Source organism: Hyphomicrobiales bacterium (genome assembly GCA_016125495.1).
GTDB lineage: Bacteria > Pseudomonadota > Alphaproteobacteria > Rhizobiales > RI-29 > RI-29.
Genome location: WGLQ01000020.1, coordinates 60,164 through 78,318 on the forward strand (window position 1 = coordinate 60,164; position 18,155 = coordinate 78,318).

The 18,155-nt window shown below is 63.6% G+C and carries 14 protein-coding genes; 9 read left to right on the plus strand and 5 right to left on the minus strand.

Features of this window, described 5'->3' with window-relative positions:
- The first annotated feature begins 150 nt into the window (after positions 1–150).
- A complete protein-coding gene (locus GC150_14470; GenBank protein MBI1386107.1) occupies positions 151–2,223 on the plus strand; it encodes an NAD(P)-binding protein in 2,073 nt (690 codons plus the stop codon).
- The gene (locus tag GC150_14475; GenBank protein ID MBI1386108.1) at positions 2,220–2,630 is read left to right on the plus strand and encodes a DUF4440 domain-containing protein; all 411 of its coding nucleotides are present in this window, start codon (positions 2,220–2,222) and stop codon (positions 2,628–2,630) included. The genes GC150_14470 and GC150_14475 overlap by 4 nt, the downstream gene beginning before the upstream one ends.
- Before the next feature lie 383 nt (positions 2,631–3,013).
- Here GC150_14475 and GC150_14480 read toward each other — a convergent pair whose 3' ends face one another.
- From GC150_14480 to GC150_14495, 4 genes are all read right to left on the minus strand, one after another.
- Positions 3,014–3,880 (minus strand): glucose 1-dehydrogenase, encoded by an 867-nt coding sequence (locus GC150_14480; GenBank protein MBI1386109.1) that lies wholly within the window; start codon positions 3,878–3,880, stop codon positions 3,014–3,016.
- 60 nt (positions 3,881–3,940) lie between these two features.
- Positions 3,941–5,896, minus strand: coding sequence for an NAD(P)-binding protein (locus GC150_14485; protein ID MBI1386110.1), 1,956 nt, complete (start codon positions 5,894–5,896; stop codon positions 3,941–3,943).
- A gap of 26 nt (positions 5,897–5,922) precedes the next feature.
- Positions 5,923–7,506 (minus strand): AMP-binding protein, encoded by a 1,584-nt coding sequence (locus tag GC150_14490; GenBank protein MBI1386111.1) that lies wholly within the window; start codon positions 7,504–7,506, stop codon positions 5,923–5,925.
- A gap of 416 nt (positions 7,507–7,922) precedes the next feature.
- Positions 7,923–10,016, minus strand: a complete 2,094-nt coding sequence (locus tag GC150_14495) for an NAD(P)-binding protein (GenBank protein ID MBI1386112.1) — start codon at positions 10,014–10,016, stop codon at positions 7,923–7,925.
- Between GC150_14495 and GC150_14500 the strand changes: the two genes are divergently transcribed.
- From GC150_14500 to GC150_14530, 7 genes are all read left to right on the plus strand, one after another.
- Positions 10,006–10,218, plus strand: a complete 213-nt coding sequence (locus GC150_14500; GenBank protein MBI1386113.1) for a hypothetical protein — start codon at positions 10,006–10,008, stop codon at positions 10,216–10,218. The two genes, GC150_14495 and GC150_14500, sit on opposite strands and share 11 nt — an antisense overlap.
- Before the next feature lie 31 nt (positions 10,219–10,249).
- Positions 10,250–11,815 carry a peptide ABC transporter substrate-binding protein gene (locus GC150_14505; protein MBI1386114.1) on the plus strand — a complete coding sequence of 522 codons (1,566 nt, stop codon included), beginning with the start codon at positions 10,250–10,252 and terminating at the stop codon, positions 11,813–11,815.
- A 276-nt stretch (positions 11,816–12,091) separates the two neighbouring features.
- Positions 12,092–12,931, plus strand: a complete 840-nt coding sequence (locus GC150_14510; GenBank protein MBI1386115.1) for a helix-turn-helix domain-containing protein — start codon at positions 12,092–12,094, stop codon at positions 12,929–12,931.
- Between the two features lie 474 nt (positions 12,932–13,405).
- On the plus strand, positions 13,406–14,959 hold the full coding sequence (locus GC150_14515) for an AMP-binding protein (protein ID MBI1386116.1): 1,554 nt from the start codon (positions 13,406–13,408) through the stop codon (positions 14,957–14,959).
- 14 nt (positions 14,960–14,973) lie between these two features.
- Entirely contained in the window at positions 14,974–15,792 is an 819-nt protein-coding gene (locus GC150_14520; protein ID MBI1386117.1) for a glucose 1-dehydrogenase, read from the plus strand.
- Positions 15,793–15,846: 54 nt separating this feature from the next.
- Positions 15,847–17,364: a sulfatase-like hydrolase/transferase gene (locus GC150_14525; GenBank protein MBI1386118.1), complete on the plus strand. Its 1,518-nt coding sequence runs from the start codon at positions 15,847–15,849 to the stop codon at positions 17,362–17,364.
- Positions 17,364–17,792 (plus strand): helix-turn-helix domain-containing protein, encoded by a 429-nt coding sequence (locus GC150_14530; protein ID MBI1386119.1) that lies wholly within the window; start codon positions 17,364–17,366, stop codon positions 17,790–17,792. Before GC150_14525 ends, GC150_14530 begins: the two co-directional genes overlap by 1 nt.
- Before the next feature lie 261 nt (positions 17,793–18,053).
- Here GC150_14530 and GC150_14535 read toward each other — a convergent pair.
- The coding region (locus tag GC150_14535) for a 3-hydroxybutyryl-CoA dehydrogenase (GenBank protein MBI1386120.1) at positions 18,054–18,155 on the minus strand (102 nt) is incomplete at its 5' end.

Below are 18,155 nucleotides of genomic sequence, written 5' to 3' on the forward strand. Positions count from 1 at the left end.
GCTGCACACCGGCAGTTGCGCAGCGCTGCCTGCAGGAAACCGATCTCTGACAATGAGCGCCAAGTACAATAGCATGGACGCGGCAATCGCCCACGTGGCCTCATCGCGGGCAGGGCAACCGCGAAGGGCGCAATCTGAAGGTCTAGCGTGATGGGCCGGGACCCACGATACGACATCCTCTTCGAACCGGTCGCGATCGGCCCACTGAAGGCCAGAAATCGGTTCTTCCAGGTCCCCCACTGCACGGGGGCAGGGCACCAGTACATCAACACTCAGAACCGGATTCGAGAAATCCGCGCGGAGGGAGGCTGGGCGGTCGTCTGCACGGACATCTGCTCGATACATCCCAGTTCCGATGTATCGCCCTATGCGTTCCTCAAGCTCTGGGACGACGCCGACGTCAAGGCCCTGGCCGCCATGGCCGATGCCGTCCACGAGCACGGCGCACTGGTCGGCTGCCAGCTCATGCACGAAGGCGTCTCCGCCATGAACCGCATGAGCCGCGAGGTCGCGATCGGCCCCTCGCCCCGACCTCATCGGGTTGATCCGAGGCAGACACGTGCGATGTCACTGAGCGATATCCGCGATGTCCGAAAGTGGCAGCACGAGGCGGCAATCCGCGCCCGGCAAGCCGGTTTCGATCTCGTTTATGTCTATGCGGCGCACGGGCTTTCGCTGGCCATGGATTTTCTCTCCCGTCGGATCAACCAGCGGAGCGACGAATATGGCGGCACGCTGGAGAACCGCTCGCGTCTGCTGCGCGAGATGATCGAAGTGACGAAGGACGCCGTCGGCGATCGGTGCGCCGTCGCCGTGCGGATTGCCGTCGACGAACTGATCGGCAGCGATGGCATCACGTGTGAAGAGGAAGGCAGGGACGTCATCGAGATGCTGGCCGAGTTGCCCGATCTCTGGGATGTCAATATCAGCGATCACACGAAGGACAGCCCCACCTCGCGGTTCTGCAGCGAAGGACATCAGGAGCCCTACATTCGGTTCGTGAAGCAGGTGACGAGCAAGCCGGTCGTCGGCGTCGGCTGGTTCACGTCACCGGATACGATGGTCTCGCAGATCAGACGCGGCGTGCTCGATTTCATCGGCGCAGCGCGCCCCGGCATCGCAGACCCGTTCATTCCCCAGAAAATCTCCGAAGGGAGGATAGACGACATCCGCGAATGCATAGGCTGCAACATCTGCCTTGCAGGCGAGTACACGATCGCGCCCATGCGCTGCACCCAGAACCCGACCATGGGCGAGGAATGGCGCAGAGGCTGGCATCCGGAACGGATCGCGCCGAAAGCCTCCGAAAGCTCCGTGCTCGTCGTCGGCGCAGGACCGGCGGGACTGGAGGCCGCCCGGGCCCTCGGACAGAGGGGCTACGCTGTGACACTGGCGGAGGCCTCCCGCCAACTCGGCGGGCGCATCAATCACGAGTCCCGCCTCCCGGGCATGGCACCCTACGCCCGGGTCCGCGACTGGCGCATCTCGCAGATCAACGCCATGCCCAACGTCGCCTGCTATCTCGAGAGCCGGTTGACGCCAGACGACATCCTGGAGCTGGGTGCAGACCAGGTGATCCTTGCAACCGGCTCGCGCTGGCTGAAGACCGGTGTGGGACGCATGAATTTCTCACCCGTTCCGGCCGATGCCAGTGTCGAGATCATCTCGCCCGACGACATCTTCGCTGGATGGGAGGGCGAGGGCCCTGTCGTCATCTTCGACGACGACGGCTACTACATGGCATCCACGATCGCTCTCCTCCTCGCATCGCGCGGCGTTCGTGTCGTACTCGCAACGCCCCAGGGCAGGGCGGCTTCCTGGATGGCATTCACAGGCGAGCTGTTCGCCATGAACGAGGCACTGCTGGCGGCCGGCGTTGCGATCATCGTCAACCGGAACTTGACCGCGATCAAGGATGGCAGGGCGGAGCTGTCCTGCGTGTTCTCCGGCGCAATCGAAGCCGTACCTGCGGCGTCCGTCCTCATGGTGACGATGCGTGAAGGGTGCACGGAGCTTTACGATGCACTGTTGAAAATACCCGACCGCATGGCGGCGGCCGGCATCGCCGCGATTCGCCAGATCGGCGATTGTGCCGCTCCCTCGATTGTCGCGGATGCCGTTCATTCCGGCCACCGGTGCGCGCGCGAACTCGACATGCCGGACAGGGGAACACTGCCATTCGCCGTCGAGCACACGGCACTCGCAGAAGGAATTAGAGGATGAAAAATCAAACGATGGAGCGGACCCGCGAGCGACTGGAGGACGCAACCAACGCGTTCATGGCAGCCTTCAATGCGGGAGACCTGGATGCGGTGCTCGGGTTTTTCACCGACGATGCCGTCTTCGAGGATCCGCGCGGTGCACGGCATGAAGGCAAGCCCGCCATCAGGTCTGCTTTCGAGCCGCTGTTCAGCGGCGCTCTCGGTCGCCCCCGGTTCACCGACGACGATTTCTTCTGCGATCCCGACGCCGGAAAGGTGATGACCTCGTGGCACTTGCTGCTGGAGATCAACGGCGTCCCGACGAGCCTTCGGGGTCTTGATCTGCTGCACTTCGAAGGTGACCGGATCAGCCGAAAGCTGTCCTATGTCAAGGCGCAGACACCTCTGTACCAGAAGCAGGAATCCTGATCGCCCCTGTTCGCCCGAAGGCGCCCGGCGTCAGCGGTTCTGGCAGCTCCCTTCAGCACCGGATCGTCGGGCCGACCGCGTCGCAAGTACAGAATGGTCGTCCAAGAAGTGTCTGTCGATGGACCTGCTGACGGATCACCGACCCGCCGACGGCCGAAGCGTGGCGTACCCTGATGCACCCGGGCTGACGATGCTGATCACGGACGAGCCGGCGCCCGATGCATCGCGCAGCGTACGCGGCTTCGTCATCGCCACCCACAACGAGCCGAATGGTTGGCGGACGCGGACCCAACGCAATTGAACGGCCCTTGCCGCAGCACGACGGTTCGGCCCGGGTCATAGGCCCAAGGCCGACGCGCCTGCCGCTCCTCCATTTCGAGAGGTCAGGCCAGGACGCCACCGTCGATGTAGATGGACTCCCCCGTCACGTAGTCTGAGAGGTCCGATGCCAAGTAGATGACGGGCGTTGCGATCTCCTCGGGTTTCGCGAACCGACCCATCGGCACGTTGTTCTTCGCGGCGATTTTCGAGCGCTCCGGATCGTCGTAGACCCATGGGAACAGCGGGGTTTCAGTGTAGCCCGGGCCGACGCAATTGACGTTGATGTTATAGCGCACCCACTCGCGCGCGAGCCCCTTGGTGAAGGCCTTGACCGCTCCCTTGGTCGCGCAGTAGGCGGCCGCGTATTTCAATCCGTGCTCGGCGTCGATCGAGCTGATGTTGATGATCTTGCCCTTGCGCTGCGCCATCATGTGCGGCCCGACCGCCTGCGTGAACAGGAAGACACCCTTGACGTTGATGTCCATGAGGGCGTCCCAGTCCTCCTCGGTGAAGGGGGTATCGAAGTTGGGCACGAATTTCGAATAACCCGAGGTCCAGGTCGGGTCCTGAACCAGTGGCTTCATCGTGTAGATGCCGGCGTTATTGACGAGGATGTCGAGGCCGCCGAGTTCCGACAGGGTCCGGTCGACCACGTTCTGCACTTCGGCGCGCTTGGTCACGTCAGCGGGAACGACGATCGCCCTGCGGCCCATCTTCTCGATTTCGGCCTTCACTTCCTCGAGCTGGCTCGTGGTCCGCGCGGTCAGTGAGACATTCGCGCCGTTGGCGGCCAAGGCCAATGCACAGGCCCGGCCGATGCCCCGCCCCGCCCCGGTGACCAGGGCGGTCTTGCCGGAAAGATCGAATCTTGTTGGCTCCATCTGCTGAATACCCTCCGGAAAAGGAGGATCCAAAACGAACCTCCACATGTGTTTTAAAATTTAATTTCGACACATGGTCATTGCAAGCGGCAATGTACATTTCGCCGCCTATCTGGTGAGATCGGCGAGGCTGGCCATGAAGCCCTCGTAGACGGCTTCCTCCGCGGTCCGGGGACTGAGCGCGTCCCCGACGACGTGCACAGCGAGGCCGCCGAGCATGCTCTCCGGCAACGAGAACGGGACGGGACGGTTCGGAAAATTCACGACGACGCTGTCCACCGCTTCCAGGACGATGGGTTCCTGGGCAATAGTGTGGAGGAAATAGGCGGTGCCCTCGTCGACGCCGAACAGGCGCATGAAGGGCAAGGTCTCGACGCCGAGCCGAAAGAGCGTCGCAACGGCCTCGTCGCGCACATAAGTCTGCAGTGACGCCGCCGCGCATGGCCCGTTGACGGCGAGACGCACATGGACGCCGTCGCGGGCCAGCTTCTCCGCCACGCCGGCCCCCACCCAGTCGGCACGCCAGTCGTAGACGACCACCCGCGGACCGGTACGCGCGTGCCCCGAAAGGACGTCGACCGCCTGGACAAGGCGATTGCCACCATCGTCGAGTTCGGGAAGTGCCGGCAGCGAACCGGTCGCGACAATCAGCGCATCCGGAGCCTCGGCTGCGACCAGTTCCGGCGTTGCTCGCACCCCCTTGCGGACCAGAACGTCGGTTCGCGCCAGCTCCTGTTCGAGATTGGTGACGATGCCACCGAATTCGGCCCGCCCGGGCAGCGTGTGCGCGAGCAGCGCCTGTCCGCCCAGGCGGGCGCTCGCCTCGAACAGCGTCACCCGATGCCCGAAGCGCGCCGCAGTCACCGCCGACTTCATACCGGCGACACCACCGCCGACGACCACGACCTTGCGCGGCGTGCCGGTGGGCCGCAGCCCGCGCAACGCCAGTTCGCGTCCGCTTTCCGGGTTCTGGATACACGAGATCGGCAACCCCTTCTCGTAGTGGCCGATGCACGCCTGATTGCATCCGATGCAAGCCCGGATCTCGTCGCTGCGATCGCCGAGCGCCTTTGCCGGCATGTCGGCGTCGCAGATCATCGCGCGCGTCATGCCGCAGAGATCGGCGGCACCGGACGCGATGAGCCGCTCCGCCTCCTGCGGCTGATTGATCCGCCCCGTGAGGATGACCGGCTTTCCCGTCGCTCCCCGGATGGCGGCTGCGTCTTGCGCCAAGTAGCCTGCGCCATGGCTCATAGGCGGGACGATGTGAATCGCCCCGGCCTGTGTCGACGCCGTCCCTGCAACGAGGCTCAGATAGTCGATGTCCGGCGCGAGGCTGCAGCACACCTCGCGCGCGCTCGCCGCATCGCATCCCCCAAGGTCCCGATCGTCGACGGAAAGGCGAAGCCCGATGATCCGGTCCGGGGGGAGCTGCCGTCGGCAGGCGGCAAGGATCTCGCGCGTCAAGCGGAGCCTATTCGCGATGTTGCCGCCATAGGCGTCGTTGCGCCGGTTCACGTTCGGATTGAGGAACTGGGCCAGCAGATAGCCGTGGCTCGCGACGATCTCGACGCCATCGGCGCCGGCTTGCGCCAGTCGGCGCGCGGCATCGCCGTAGCCCTCGACGATCGCCTCGATAGCCTCGACCTCGAGCGAAACCGGGACGGTGCGGTGCCGCTCCGATGGGCTGACCGAGGGCGAGAAGCACGGGGCGACGATGCCATCGAGGCGGGCGTGCCGTTCCCTGCCCGGATGGAAGAGCTGAGCGACCGCCGTGGCGCCTTCGGCTCGGATTGCATCGAACAACGTACTGAAAGCCGGGATGCAGTCGTCACTCGTGGCCATCAGCATGTGGCCGGACTCGCAGGCCGTCGGATGAACCCCGATGACTTGGACGACGACCAGTCCGGCGCCGCCCCGTGCGCGGGCCTGGTAATAGGCGGTCAGCGCGTCGGTCGGTCGATTGTCGGCCGCCAGATTCGTATCGTGCCCGGTCAGGACGATGCGGTTGCGGATCCTGCATCCGCCCAGGTGTATTGGGGAAGAGAGCGCCGGGAACGGAATGATTCGGCCCCTTCTGGCTGTTCGGATCAAACGGTTCGGCTCGATCGGGATCGACTCTCGATCGGCATATCACGGATCTTCGCGAGGTCCGGCTTGCCTGTCGGCGTCCTCGGGATCTCGTCAGAGAAAATAATGTGCTCGGGAATCATGAAACGCGCCATGCGCTTGTCGCAGAAATCCCGCAGGGCATCCGCTGTCAGGACGCGGCCAGGCCGCAACGCGACCAGGAGCTTGACGTCCTCCTCGCCGACGGGGCTCGGCACGCCGACCGCGACACACTCCTCGACGTCTGGGTGGGTGTGGACGACCTCCTCGATCTGGACCGGCTGGATATTTTCACCCCGGCGCCGGATGATCTGCTTCAGCCGGGAGATGTAGTAGAGCCGCCCCGCCGCATCGACCTTGCCCAGATCTCCCGTATGGAACCATTGGTTCCGTGTCGCCTTGATAGTTCCCTCCGGGTCGCCGAAGTAGCCTTGAATGATCGAATAGGGCTCGCGTGTGCGGATCAGGATTTCGCCCTGCGCTCCTACGGGCACGGGATCGTCGTTCTCGTCGCCAATGCGGATTTCATAGAGGTCGCGAACACGCCCCTGGGTTTCGTAGTCGCCATCGTCGAGATGCGTCGCGCTGACGAAGCCGGCGTCCTCGAGGCCATAACAGTCGATCGTCTTGAGACCGAAACGCGCCTCGAATGTCTTGCGCGGGATCGGATAAGGGCAGCCGAATACCACGCGAACGGGATTGTCGGCATCGCGCGGGTCCGGCGGCGGCGCACAGAGGATCATCTCGACGGAGCCCACGATCATGAACCAGGTCGCCCCATTCTCGCGGATTTCGTCCCAAAACCGGGTCGCGCTGAACCGCTTGCGGAGCACCACCCGCCCGCCGGTCAGGATGACGGTGAGAACCTCATGATGCGCGGCGCCCGAGTGAAACAGCGGCCAGGGCGTGTAGGAACAGTCGTCGGCAGTCAGCTTGCAGACCTCGGCGACGCCTTCGGCCTTCCTGAGGGCGTGTCGATGGGTGCTGAGCAGCCCTTTCGCGGGCCCTGTCGTACCCGAGGTGAACTGGATCTGGCTGACCTCGAAGTCGGCGACGTTGCGCACCGGGTTCGTGGTATTCGAGGAGATCATGTCGTCGAGGGCGATCCGCCGGTAGCGGGAGAGCGGCGTATCCGATGGATCGGTATTGTCGGCCAGGATCAGCGTGTCGGCATGCTCGAGCATCTGCTGGACGTCGCAGAGCTGTTCGAAGAACGCCTGCTCCGTGACGATCATCCTCGCGCCCGTCATGTTGAGGAGCCGTGCCAGCCCGACGCCCTTGAACTCGACGTTGACCGACACTTCGATCGCGCCGATCTTTTTCAGTGCGTATGAGAATGCGAGATAGTCGACGCTGTTGCCGAGAAGGATGCAGACGTAGGTTTTGGCGGATACGCCGAGTTCGGCGAGGCCATGGGCTATGCGGTTCGCGCGCGCGTTGAACGCGCCATAGGTCACCCACTCGGCGTCATCGGCCATCTTGACGAAGCGGCGGTCGCCGAACAGCCCCGCCTGGCGTTCCAGCAATGAGCCGAGATCCAATCTCAGAGGCTCTGGCGACATCATCGCTCAACACTCTCAACATGCGTGCGCCGCGATTGGCGGTGTCGACCTGGTATCCCCGCGCCGCCAACCACACCGAACTCTTTGACACGGCGGTTGCAGCAAGTCCAGATAATATGAAATAAATTTCCAATTCAATCTCGGCAGGACTGACCGTGTCGGGAGACAGATCAGGAAGGAAACCAGGCGTGTCGACCTTCTTCGATATGGCCTCCAGCGCGTCGGCGAACGCCACGGACAGGACAGATATTGGCAACCGGGCGTGACCATCGAGGCATTACAGAGACTTGGCAATGGCTCTGGCTGCTCGCGCTTGCCCCATGACGGGGATCATCGACAGCCACGGGCTGATGCTTGCGCTCTTTGCCGACCTCGAGGACGCAGACAGCCAAATCGCTTTTGCCGCACCGTTCACACTTTCAACGGTTCCGCACTGGAGCCAGGGAGGAGGGCTCGTCACAGAGCCGCAGGGGCTCGACCTTGTAGGGAACTTCCAGGCGAACCTCGTCGATTTGCATCGCGAAGCGGCGGCCGTCGTGGACCGCCTGTGCGATCGAGGAGGGAGCCTGATAGTCGCCGATCGGCTCGACCAGTTCGATGCCGGCCCGCTCGAGCTGCACTGGGTCATCGAGAAGTGCGTGCAGCAGCCTCTGGTCGCTGGCCATCCCGGTCACCAGGACCACGGAGGCGCACTCGACGGCCTCGCGGATGGAGGTAAAAGCCGTTACGGTCACCGCGGCGGATGGATGGATCTCGACGAGGTTCCGGAATGGAAGGACCGGGATTGCGAGTTCTGCGAGGCGCGCCTGGACATGCGGCCATTCGAGGGTCATGCGGCTCCAGGTGGCCGCCTCCGCCGCAGGCGTCACCAGATGAACCTGCTTGCCCTCCAGTGCCAGCTTCTCGGCGATTACACTGCCCATGTAGTAGTGGTCGTCGTCGAAGACCACCACGGGGCCGGGAATGTCGATGCCATTCATGACGTCGTCGGGAGTGTAAACATTCGCTCCTTCGGCGCCTTTGATCGCACGGGCGTTCCGGCGTCCCACCCCGTCCCTGCGCCAATGGGCGCCGAGGGCGAGTGCGATCCGCGAAAAGCCGAACTCGAGGAGATGCGTTGCGGTCAGATCGCTCTCGAAGAAGACGTCGACATTGGCCATCTTGCCAAGCATGAGAAGGCGGTGATCGGCAACGCGCCCCCAGGCGGTGAGACCCGGAAGCTTGCGCTCGCGCGCCACGCGTCCGCCCGCCTCGGGGCGCGCTTCCGCCAGGGTCACGGGATAGCCGCGGCGCGCGAGCGTGAGCGCACATTCGAGGCCGGCGGGACCCGACCCGACGACCAGGACCGGCTTTTCGCTCTTGCGGACGGACACGCGCTCGGGATGCCAGTCGCGCGACCATTCCACGCCGATCGACGGGTTCTGGGTACAGCGGATCGGAACCGCATAGTGCTGGTTCACGGTGCACATGTTGCAGCCGATGCATTCACGGATCTCGTCGAGGCGGCCTTCCTCGATCTTGGCCGGCAGGAACGGGTCGGCGATGGAAGGACGAGCGGCGCCAATCAGATCGAGCCGTCCCGCCTTGATCGCGGCAACCATCCGATCCGGGGATGTATAACGACCGACCCCGACGACCGGCTTGGATGTCAACGACTTGACGAAGCCAGTATAGCGTTCCTGATAACCCTCCTCGAAGAAACGGGACGGCCCGGAATCATTGTTCCAGTCACTCACGTTCACATCCCAGAGATCGGGTATCTCGGCGAGCATCCCAATGATGTCCGCGCATTCGCCCTCGCTCGAGAGGCCCTCCGGTCCCAGCATTTCCTCGACACAGAAACGGATGGCCACAGCACAGGCATCGCCGACGGCGTCCTTGGTGTCCTCCAACAATTCACGCAGGAGCCGGACACGGTTCTCCAGCGATCCACCGTACTCGTCGGTCCGGCTGTTCGTGCGCTCCAGCAGGAATTGCATTGCGATCGACAAATCGTGCGCGCAGTAGACGTAGATGATGTCCGCGCCAGCACGCCTCGCACGTAGCGCCGCGTCGCGGTGCCATCCGCGAAGCGCGCGAATGTCCGTCTTGTCCATCACGCGCGCCATGAACGGCCCCGGCCCGAAGTAGTGCAACGGGGAGGGAGCGATCGGATACTCCCGCGTCAGCCGATTGGCGGCGGAGCGGCCGGCATGCGCGAGCTCCACACCGAGCAGAGCCCCATGCCGGTGCACCCCGTCCGCGACGCGCGCGAGGAAACGTACGTCGTCCTCGGTCCACAACCTCAGATGCGTCGAGGCCGAGTGATCCGAAGTCGGATGGATCATGCACTCCTCTGTGCAGACGACCCCCCAGCCGCCCTCGGCCTTTATCTCCCTGTGCCTGATGTAGGCATTGGGATAGCTGAACCCCATGCCGGTGCACTGCGGGACCGCGTAGAACCGGTTCTTGGCGGTAACCGGTCCGATGACGACCGGCTCGAACAGTACGTCGAAGGCCCCCTTGCACGACATCGCAGCGCTCCTCGAAATGGTCATCAAGGTCGAGCCTCGAGACCCGCAAGTCAATGTCCCACTTGCATGCACCAAGGCGCCGGCCGAGCGGTCCGGCCAGTCGCCGAACCTGCCGGATGCGCCGAAGCGGATTGACATCCCGTCCATCAATGAAATAAATTTTCATGCTGTAGTCAATATCGGCCAACTGACAGTCCGGTGATCTGGCGGGCGATGCCGCCGAAGGAGTTCCGATGATCAACAAGCTGCATGCGAGACCCACCACGCGACGTGAGTTCATGATCCAGGCCGCTGCTGCGGGGGCAACCGGGCTGGTGGCGCCAACGTTCGGGGGCACCCCGGCGCTGGCCGCGCCAAGTCGGGGCGGCACGCTCAAGGTCGGGATCGGCACAGGCGCAACGACCGACGATTTCAGCCCCCTGACGACCGGCCACCCCTTCCTCTATGCGGCGCGCTGGACCGCCTACAACAATCTCATCGAACTCGACCCGAACAAGAATCCGGTCCCGGAGCTCGCCGAGAGCTGGGAGGTCAATGCCGGTGCAACGGAATGGGTCTTCAACCTGCGTAAGGGGGTGGAGTTCAGCAACGGCAAGACGCTCGATGCGAACGACGTCATCTACTCGATAAATCTCCATCGCAGCAAGGATACCAAGTCCTCCTCCAAGCCCTTGCTGAGCGAGGTGGAGACCATCGAGGCCGTCACGCCGAACCAGGTTCGCTTCCGCCTCTCGCAGGGCCAGTCCGAACTGCTGCAGCGACTTGCCGACTTCGGCCTTTACATCGTTCCCGATGGGTACAATGACTGGAGCAAGGCGGTCGGGACGGGCGGCTATCGCCTGGAGAACTGGGAGCCCGGTGTCCGTGCCGCCTTCACCAGGAACGAGAACTACTGGAAGCCCGAGCGCGCCTGGGTGGACAGCGTGGAGCTCCTCAGCATTACGGACTCCGCTGCCAGGAACAGCGCATTGACGACCGGCACGACGCATGTCGCGCATCGGATCGAGCCGAAGGTCGCCAAGTTTCTCTCCGCCAACCCCGATATCGAGCTCGTCTCCACCCCGGCGCAGAACTATTTCAACACGCTCATGTGGTGCCGCGAGGGCCCGTTCCAGAACGTCGACGTTCGCCTCGCCTTCAAGCACCTGCTGCCGCGCGAAGCCATCGTCACGAAGCTGCTGAGCGGGTTCGGAGAGGTTGGCAACGACCATCCCGTACCATCCGCCGATCCCTACTTCCACACCGAGCTGCCGAAGCGGCCATACGATCCCGAGAGGGCGAAGTTTCACCTCAAGAAGGCGGGGCACGATTCGTTCAGCATCGACCTGCACGCCTCGACCGCGGCGCACCCCGAGGCCATCAATGCCGCAGTTCTCATCCAGGATGCCGCGAAGGCAGCCGGCGTGGAAATCAATGTGGTTCGCGCGGCAGCCGACGCCTACTGGTCGGCGACCTGGATGAAGGTGCCGTTCTGCATTTCGATCTGGGGATTGCGGCCTACACCTGCCATGCAGATGGATCTCGGGTACAGGTCCGATGCGAAGTGGAATGACACGGCCTTCAGCAGCGAGCGCTTCGATGGGCTTCTCGCGCAGGCAAAGGTCACGACGGACTTCGACCGCCGCCGCCAGATCTATTGGGACCTTCAAGAGATCCTGCACAACGAAGGCGGTGCCGGCATTTTCGCCTTCATGGACGTGCTCGATGCCTATTCCAAGAAGGTCAAGGGCACGGTGCCCGACAGCGTACGCGAGCTGATGGGTTGCCGCATCAGCGAGCGCGTCTGGCTCGAGAGCTGAACAAGGACGTTGGCCGCCCCGTCCAATCCTCGGGGCGGGGCGGCAAGGCTCAACCGGCCTTACGGCAATCGCCTTCGAATGGTCGACCGCCCGATTCCAGGCAAGGGAGCAGTGTGTGCGGAGGGGAACCTGCCCCGACGACGGCTGGCGCGCAACCGTTGCGGCGGGGACCGGCCGGCCAACCGTCATGCGGCAGTGCACGGTATGATTTGACGCAGTCGCAGCGAGCCGTGTTACAATTGCGAAGGGAAACGAGGTCACGGTCCGAAGGTAGACATGGGCAACCGCCGCAGCTCAAAGGCCGGATCGGGCGCTGTAGCCAGCGCGGACGAGTTCGCGGCGAAGCGGAGTTCGATCGCTGGTGACAACCAGATCACGGAGAGCCTCGCCCGGGGACTGGAGGTGCTACGCTGCTTCAAGGACGGGGCGGCTCGCTATTCCAACCAGGAGCTGTCGAATCTCACCAGCCTGCCCAAGCCGACCGTTTCCCGGCTGACCTACACGCTCATGGCGCTCGGCTACCTGACCTACGACGACACCGACGGGACCTATGGGCTGGGCGCGGCCGTCCTCGAGCTTGCCAAGCCGCTGCTCGCGGCCGAGGGACTAGCGGTCATCCTTCGGCCAGCGATGCGACAGCTCGCCGAAGAGACCGGATGCTCGGTCGCCCTCGGTCGCCGGGCCGGCCTGTTCATCGTCTATACCAGCGTTGTCAGGGGAGCGCATCTCGTCAGCCTCGACATCGCGATCGGCCATGCCGTTCCCTTGCTGAATTCGGCGATGGGGCGTGCATACTTGGCCGCATTGGACCGGCAGGAAAGGCTGGCACTCCAGCGCGAGTTGACTGGCCAAGGCGGCCAGAGTGCCGCCAAGGCCGGTCGAACCGTCGACGCTGCCGTTCAGTCCTTACAATCGGTTGGATACTGCCAGACCCTCGGCGAGTTGCACCCGGAGGTCAACGCTGCCGCCGTTCCGCTGAGGGCCCCGGGAAGAGAGGACCTGCAGGTTCTCATGTGCGGCGGCCCGTCCTACAGACTGACCCCGGAGATCATTCGCGATCTCGTCGGTCCGCGACTGGCCGAAATCGCGGCACGTCTTTCAAGCTCAAAGCGCTGACGGGACAATTCCATCCACCTCGTGGCACCTCATGCAGCACGGCCGGCGCCCCAGGTGCTCTTCGCCTTCGCCGGCCAGGCGTGCTCGGAAAGAACCAGGGCCGTGGACCGACCAGGTCACAGTGTTGACACGCCGGATTGTTTGTGAAAATAAATTTCACAGATTGAAGGCGCGGGAGCCCTGTACATCCTCGTGTTGGCAACCAAGGATGGTGCCCTATCGTCGGCGGCCAGGGCGACATCGCGTTGACTGTATCGGGAACACAATGATCGCACCCGGATGCTTCCATCGGCTGCTTTGGTTTCCCAACGGCCGTGCAAGGCATCGGGACGTCGAGGCCTGCTTCAACCGGTTTCTCACTCGCAACGGTAGATCACAGCCGCGGCTTCGGACGCCGGGCCTGCGACTGCTCGCACGCGCACGCGAGCGCGGACCTTCGAGGGCATTATCGAAACGCGGCATGGATCGTCGGAGATGAACAGCTACCTTGCTCTTGGTGAAGTCCTCGAACAGCAGGCCCGGTCCTTTCCTCACGATCCCCTCGTCACCTTCGTCGATGACGGGACGACCCTCACCTATGACGCCTTCAACCGATCGGCGAACAGGGTTGCGCACGGTCTGGAAGCGCTTGGTGTGAGGCGCGGCGACTATGTCGGCCTGATGATGGGAAACTCGCTCGAGTTCCTGGCCTCGTCCTACGCGCTCAAGAAGCTCGGCGCCGTGGAGGTGGCGATCAACCACGACTTCCGGGGTCCAAGCCTCTCGCGGATGGTCAACCTGACGCAGAGCCCACTGCTCATCGTGGACGCCAAGGGGCTGGAGGCGCTAGGCCCGATCCAGGGCGAACTCCCGCACTTGCGGCAGCTCATCGTCGTTGGGGAGCCACCGGCCGGCGGTTCACTCGCACAGCAGGCCGAGATCATCCGTTTCGATGATATCCTCGCCGAACGGGACGACAATCCTGGCCATCCCGTGCGGGACGACGAGATCGCGTATGTTCTATTTTCCTCCGGAACGACAGGTGTTTCGAAGGGAATCCTGCTGTCTCATCGCTACGCCGTGACGAATGCACAAGGCCTCGTCGAGGCCTACGATCTGACCCGCGAAGACGCCGTGTACACGCCGTGGCCGCTGCATCACTTCGGTGCATCGATCGTCGAGTTCATCCCAGCCCTGCTGACTGGGGGGCGAGCGATCCTGCGCAGCCGGCTGTCGATCAGCCAGTTCTGGAGCGATGCGCGCCAGCACAAGGCGACATGGTGCATGATGATGGGGGCGTCCCAGAAATATCTGTGGGACCGCGAGCCCAGCCCGGACGACCGCAACCACAAGCTGCGCTTCACATGGGGCGGGCCCTTCCCGGTCGACCGGGCGAAGTTCGAGGAGCGCTTCGGACTGAAGACCTACTACTGCTACGGCCTCAGCGACTGCGGCATGCTGACGGTGCGCGCGCCCTACGATCCCCAGAGACCGACCTGTTGCGGCAAGGTGCGCACGGAACTGTTCGACGTTCGCATCCACGACGACCACGACAACGAGCTCGAGCTCGGCAAGACAGGGGAGATCGTCTGCCGCCCAAAGGTCCCCGGCGTCATCCTGCAGGCATACTACGGGATGCCCGACTACACGCTGGAGGCCTTCCGTAATCTCTGGTTCCACACGGGCGACCTCGGCAAGTTCGACGAGAACGGCGACCTCCACTTCTTCGAACGCAAGAAGCACGACATCAAACGGTCCGGAGAGAACATTCTACCCGGCGAGGTCGAGGAAATTATTCACCAGCACCCCGATGTCGAGGAAAGCGCGGTCCTGGGCAAGCCGAACGAGAACGGCGAGCAGGATGTCGTCGCCTTCGTGCAGCCTCTGGATGGACGGACGATAAGCGAAGACGCGCTGCGTGCCTTCTGCGAGGGGCGAATGGCACGCTGGATGGTGCCCACGACATTCATCATCCTGGACGAGATGCCGCGCACCACGACCGACAAGCCTGCGTTGGGCGAGCTGCGAAAGCTACTGACCCACCCGTGACAAGGAGGCCGAACATGGAACCGTTCAACTTCGATCTTTCCGGCAAGAACGCGATCGTCACCGGCGCCGGGCGCGGGATAGGCCGCGCCTGCGCCCTCGCACTGGCAGCTCATGGTGCCAATGTCGCTGTGACGGCCCGCTCGACTGGGGAGATCGACGAAGTATGCGCTGAGATCAAGAAGGCCGGCCGCAAGAGCATCGCGGTTACAGCGGATGTCCGCAGCCGGGACGAGGCCCAGAAAGTCGTCGACGAGACGGTTGCCAGCCTCGGCTCGGTCGACATCCTCGTCAACAACGCGGGCGTCTACGTCATGCGGCCACTCGTTCACGATTCCAACTGGCGCTCGAAGTTCGCCGACTTCGTGCCCGATTTCGAGAAGCCCTTCACCGAGGAAGACTGGGACTTCATGATGGATGTGAACGTCAAGGGCATCTTCAATTTCTGCCAGGCTGTCGGTCCACACATGATGGCTCAGAAATCCGGCAGGGTCATCAATATCGGCTCCATCGACGCGGAGCATGGCTTCAGGTTCGCGGCCCCCTACTGCGGAACGAAGGGCGCAGTGAAGTCCTTCACGAAGGGACTGGCGCGCGAATGGATCCCCTATGGAATCACGGTCAACTGTGTCAGCCCGGGCTACACCAGAACTCCCCTCGTTCCGTGGCTGTACGACGATCCGGAGAAATCGAAATCGGCGGCCAAGGCCGTCGTGCCGATGGGCCGCTATGCCGAGCCCGAGGAAATCGCCGCCCCGGTCATCTATCTCGCATCACAGTGGGGAAGTTATGTGACCGGACAGTCCATCTACGTGGATGGCGGCTACCTGGCTTAGGTGACAGAGTCGGTCTCGGCCCACGATCAGTGCGGCATGGACGGAAATTGTTAGTTGCGCCCCGTGTATCGGGTCATTCGCGGGTGGTTCGCAAGGCGGCAGGGAGATAGGTCGGTGGCGGCACGAAACCTCTTGTTCCTTTGCACAGATCAGCACACGAGGCGCGCTCTCGGTTGTCAGGGGCATTCGCTGGTCAAGACGCCGAACCTGGACCGGCTTGCGGCGGGCGGCGTGCGCTTTGCGAACGCCTACACCTGCTCGCCGATCTGCGTGCCGGCCCGCAGCGCCCTGGCGACCGGGCGCTACGTTCATCAGACCGGCTTTTGGGGATGCGCGCAGGCCTACGATGGCAGCATCGAGAGCTGGGCGCACCGGGTCGGCCGAGCTGGCGGAAAGGCCGTCGCCATCGGCAAGCTGCATTATCGCAGCCCGGAAATCCCCTCCGGATTCGAGCAGCAGATCCTGCCGATGCACCTGCCCGACCCGACCGGCTGGCCGACGGGGCTCCTGAGGGGACGCATCGCCCCCCTCAAGACCAACGTGGACGTTGCCGAGCAGATCGGATGGGGAGAGACGGATTACACGAACTACGACCGGTCGATCTGCCGCGCGGCCCGTGAATGGCTGCACAATCAGGCCCGATCGTCGGACGACAGGCCATGGGTTCTGTTCGTCTCTTTCGTCTGCCCGCACAATCCCTTCATTGCACCGCACGAGTTCAAGGATCTCTACCCTCTGGCAGACGTGGACCTGCCGGTCGCCGGCGACACGCCTAGACAGGCTCGTCATCCGGCGGAAGCCGCAATCCTGAGGGCCTTCAACCACCTCGATTATTTCACCGACGACGACCAGATTCGCACCGCGCGAGCCGCCTATTACGGGCTCTGCTCATTCGTGGATCAGCAGATCGGCTTGGTTCTCGATGCGCTGGCCGAGACGGGCCTCGAGAACGACACGACAATTCTATACACTTCCGATCATGGCGAGATGCTGGGCCATCTCGGCTTCTGGGGAAAGTACGTCCTCTACGAGGACTCCATCGGCGTGCCGATGATCGTTTCGGGACCTGACATACCCAGCGACAAGGTTGCCGATGTTCCCGTTTCTCATGTCGACTGCTTCCAGACGGTCCTGCAAGCGACCGGCATCGCGGCAAGAGACGAGGATGCGTCGCTGCCTGGTCATTCACTGATCGAAATCGCAAGAGGCGCTCAGCCGGACCGCACGATCGTCTCGGAATACCATGACGGCGGCTCGACAACTGGCTCATTCATGGTACGGAACGGCTCCTGGAAATACATCCATCATGCCGGGTTCAACCCGCAGCTTTTCAATCTCGATAGCGATCCTGGCGAGCTGAACGACCTCTCCGCCAAGCCAGAGCTGCGCGATGTCCGCGCGGCCTGCGAAGCGCGGCTCCGGACGGTTTTGGATCCCGACGAGGTCAACACGCGCGCCTTTCTCGACCAAGCCGACATGATCGCACGCCTTGGCGGCGAGCGGGCCATCATCGAACGCGGCGACTACAGCGACGAACACCACTACACGCCCGTGCCCGAAATGAAGGAATAATGCGCCGATCGCCTCGGCGACTCGTGATGCACGCCGACGTGCGCGCCGCGATCGCGCTGCTGGAAGCCAATATCGAGGAGCCGAGACCGGTGCCGCGGCTCTGTCGGGAACTGGGGGTCTCGCAAAGGAAGCTCGAGCGGCTCTTCAAGAGCCACACCGGCTGCACCGTCGTGCAGTTCGCCAACCTGCTGCGTCTGCAGAAGGCACGCGTGCTGCTGATCAGCACCTCGATGTCGATCCGCGATGTTTCGGCCGCCTGCGGCTTCAACTCGCTGTCCTATTTCTCCATGTGTTTCCGGCGCACGTTCGGGCGCAAGCGGAGCGAATACCGCCTCGCCTGGCCCGAGCAGGACCCGGCGCCGTCCTGGCCGGGGACGGTCTACGCGTTCAAACAGGGCCATCAGGGGCAGAAGGGGAAGGCGGTATGAGGTGGTGGTGGGACGCGGTGGGGCGGCATGGTTGGTCCTGATGTGGCCAACCGGTGGCGACGGTATCGCATGAGATCGGGTGTCCGTGCCGTGTGATGTCGGGTCGCGCTGCGCTTGACCCAACTTACATCGAGAAACGTGCTCGGCGGAGGCTCGGTCTGCGTGATGTTGGGTCGCGCTACGCTTGACCCAACCTACATCTCGAGCCCCATCGCGACCACCTCGCCGGCCTTGGCGTCCAGCCGCCCGCTCCTACCGCCGTCAGCCGCCCTCGCGCGCCGCACGCACCGCCTTCAGAACCCCGACGATGGCGCGGTCGCGCTCGGCGGCCATGTCCTTGAAATGGCGGTCGCCGGCGATCGC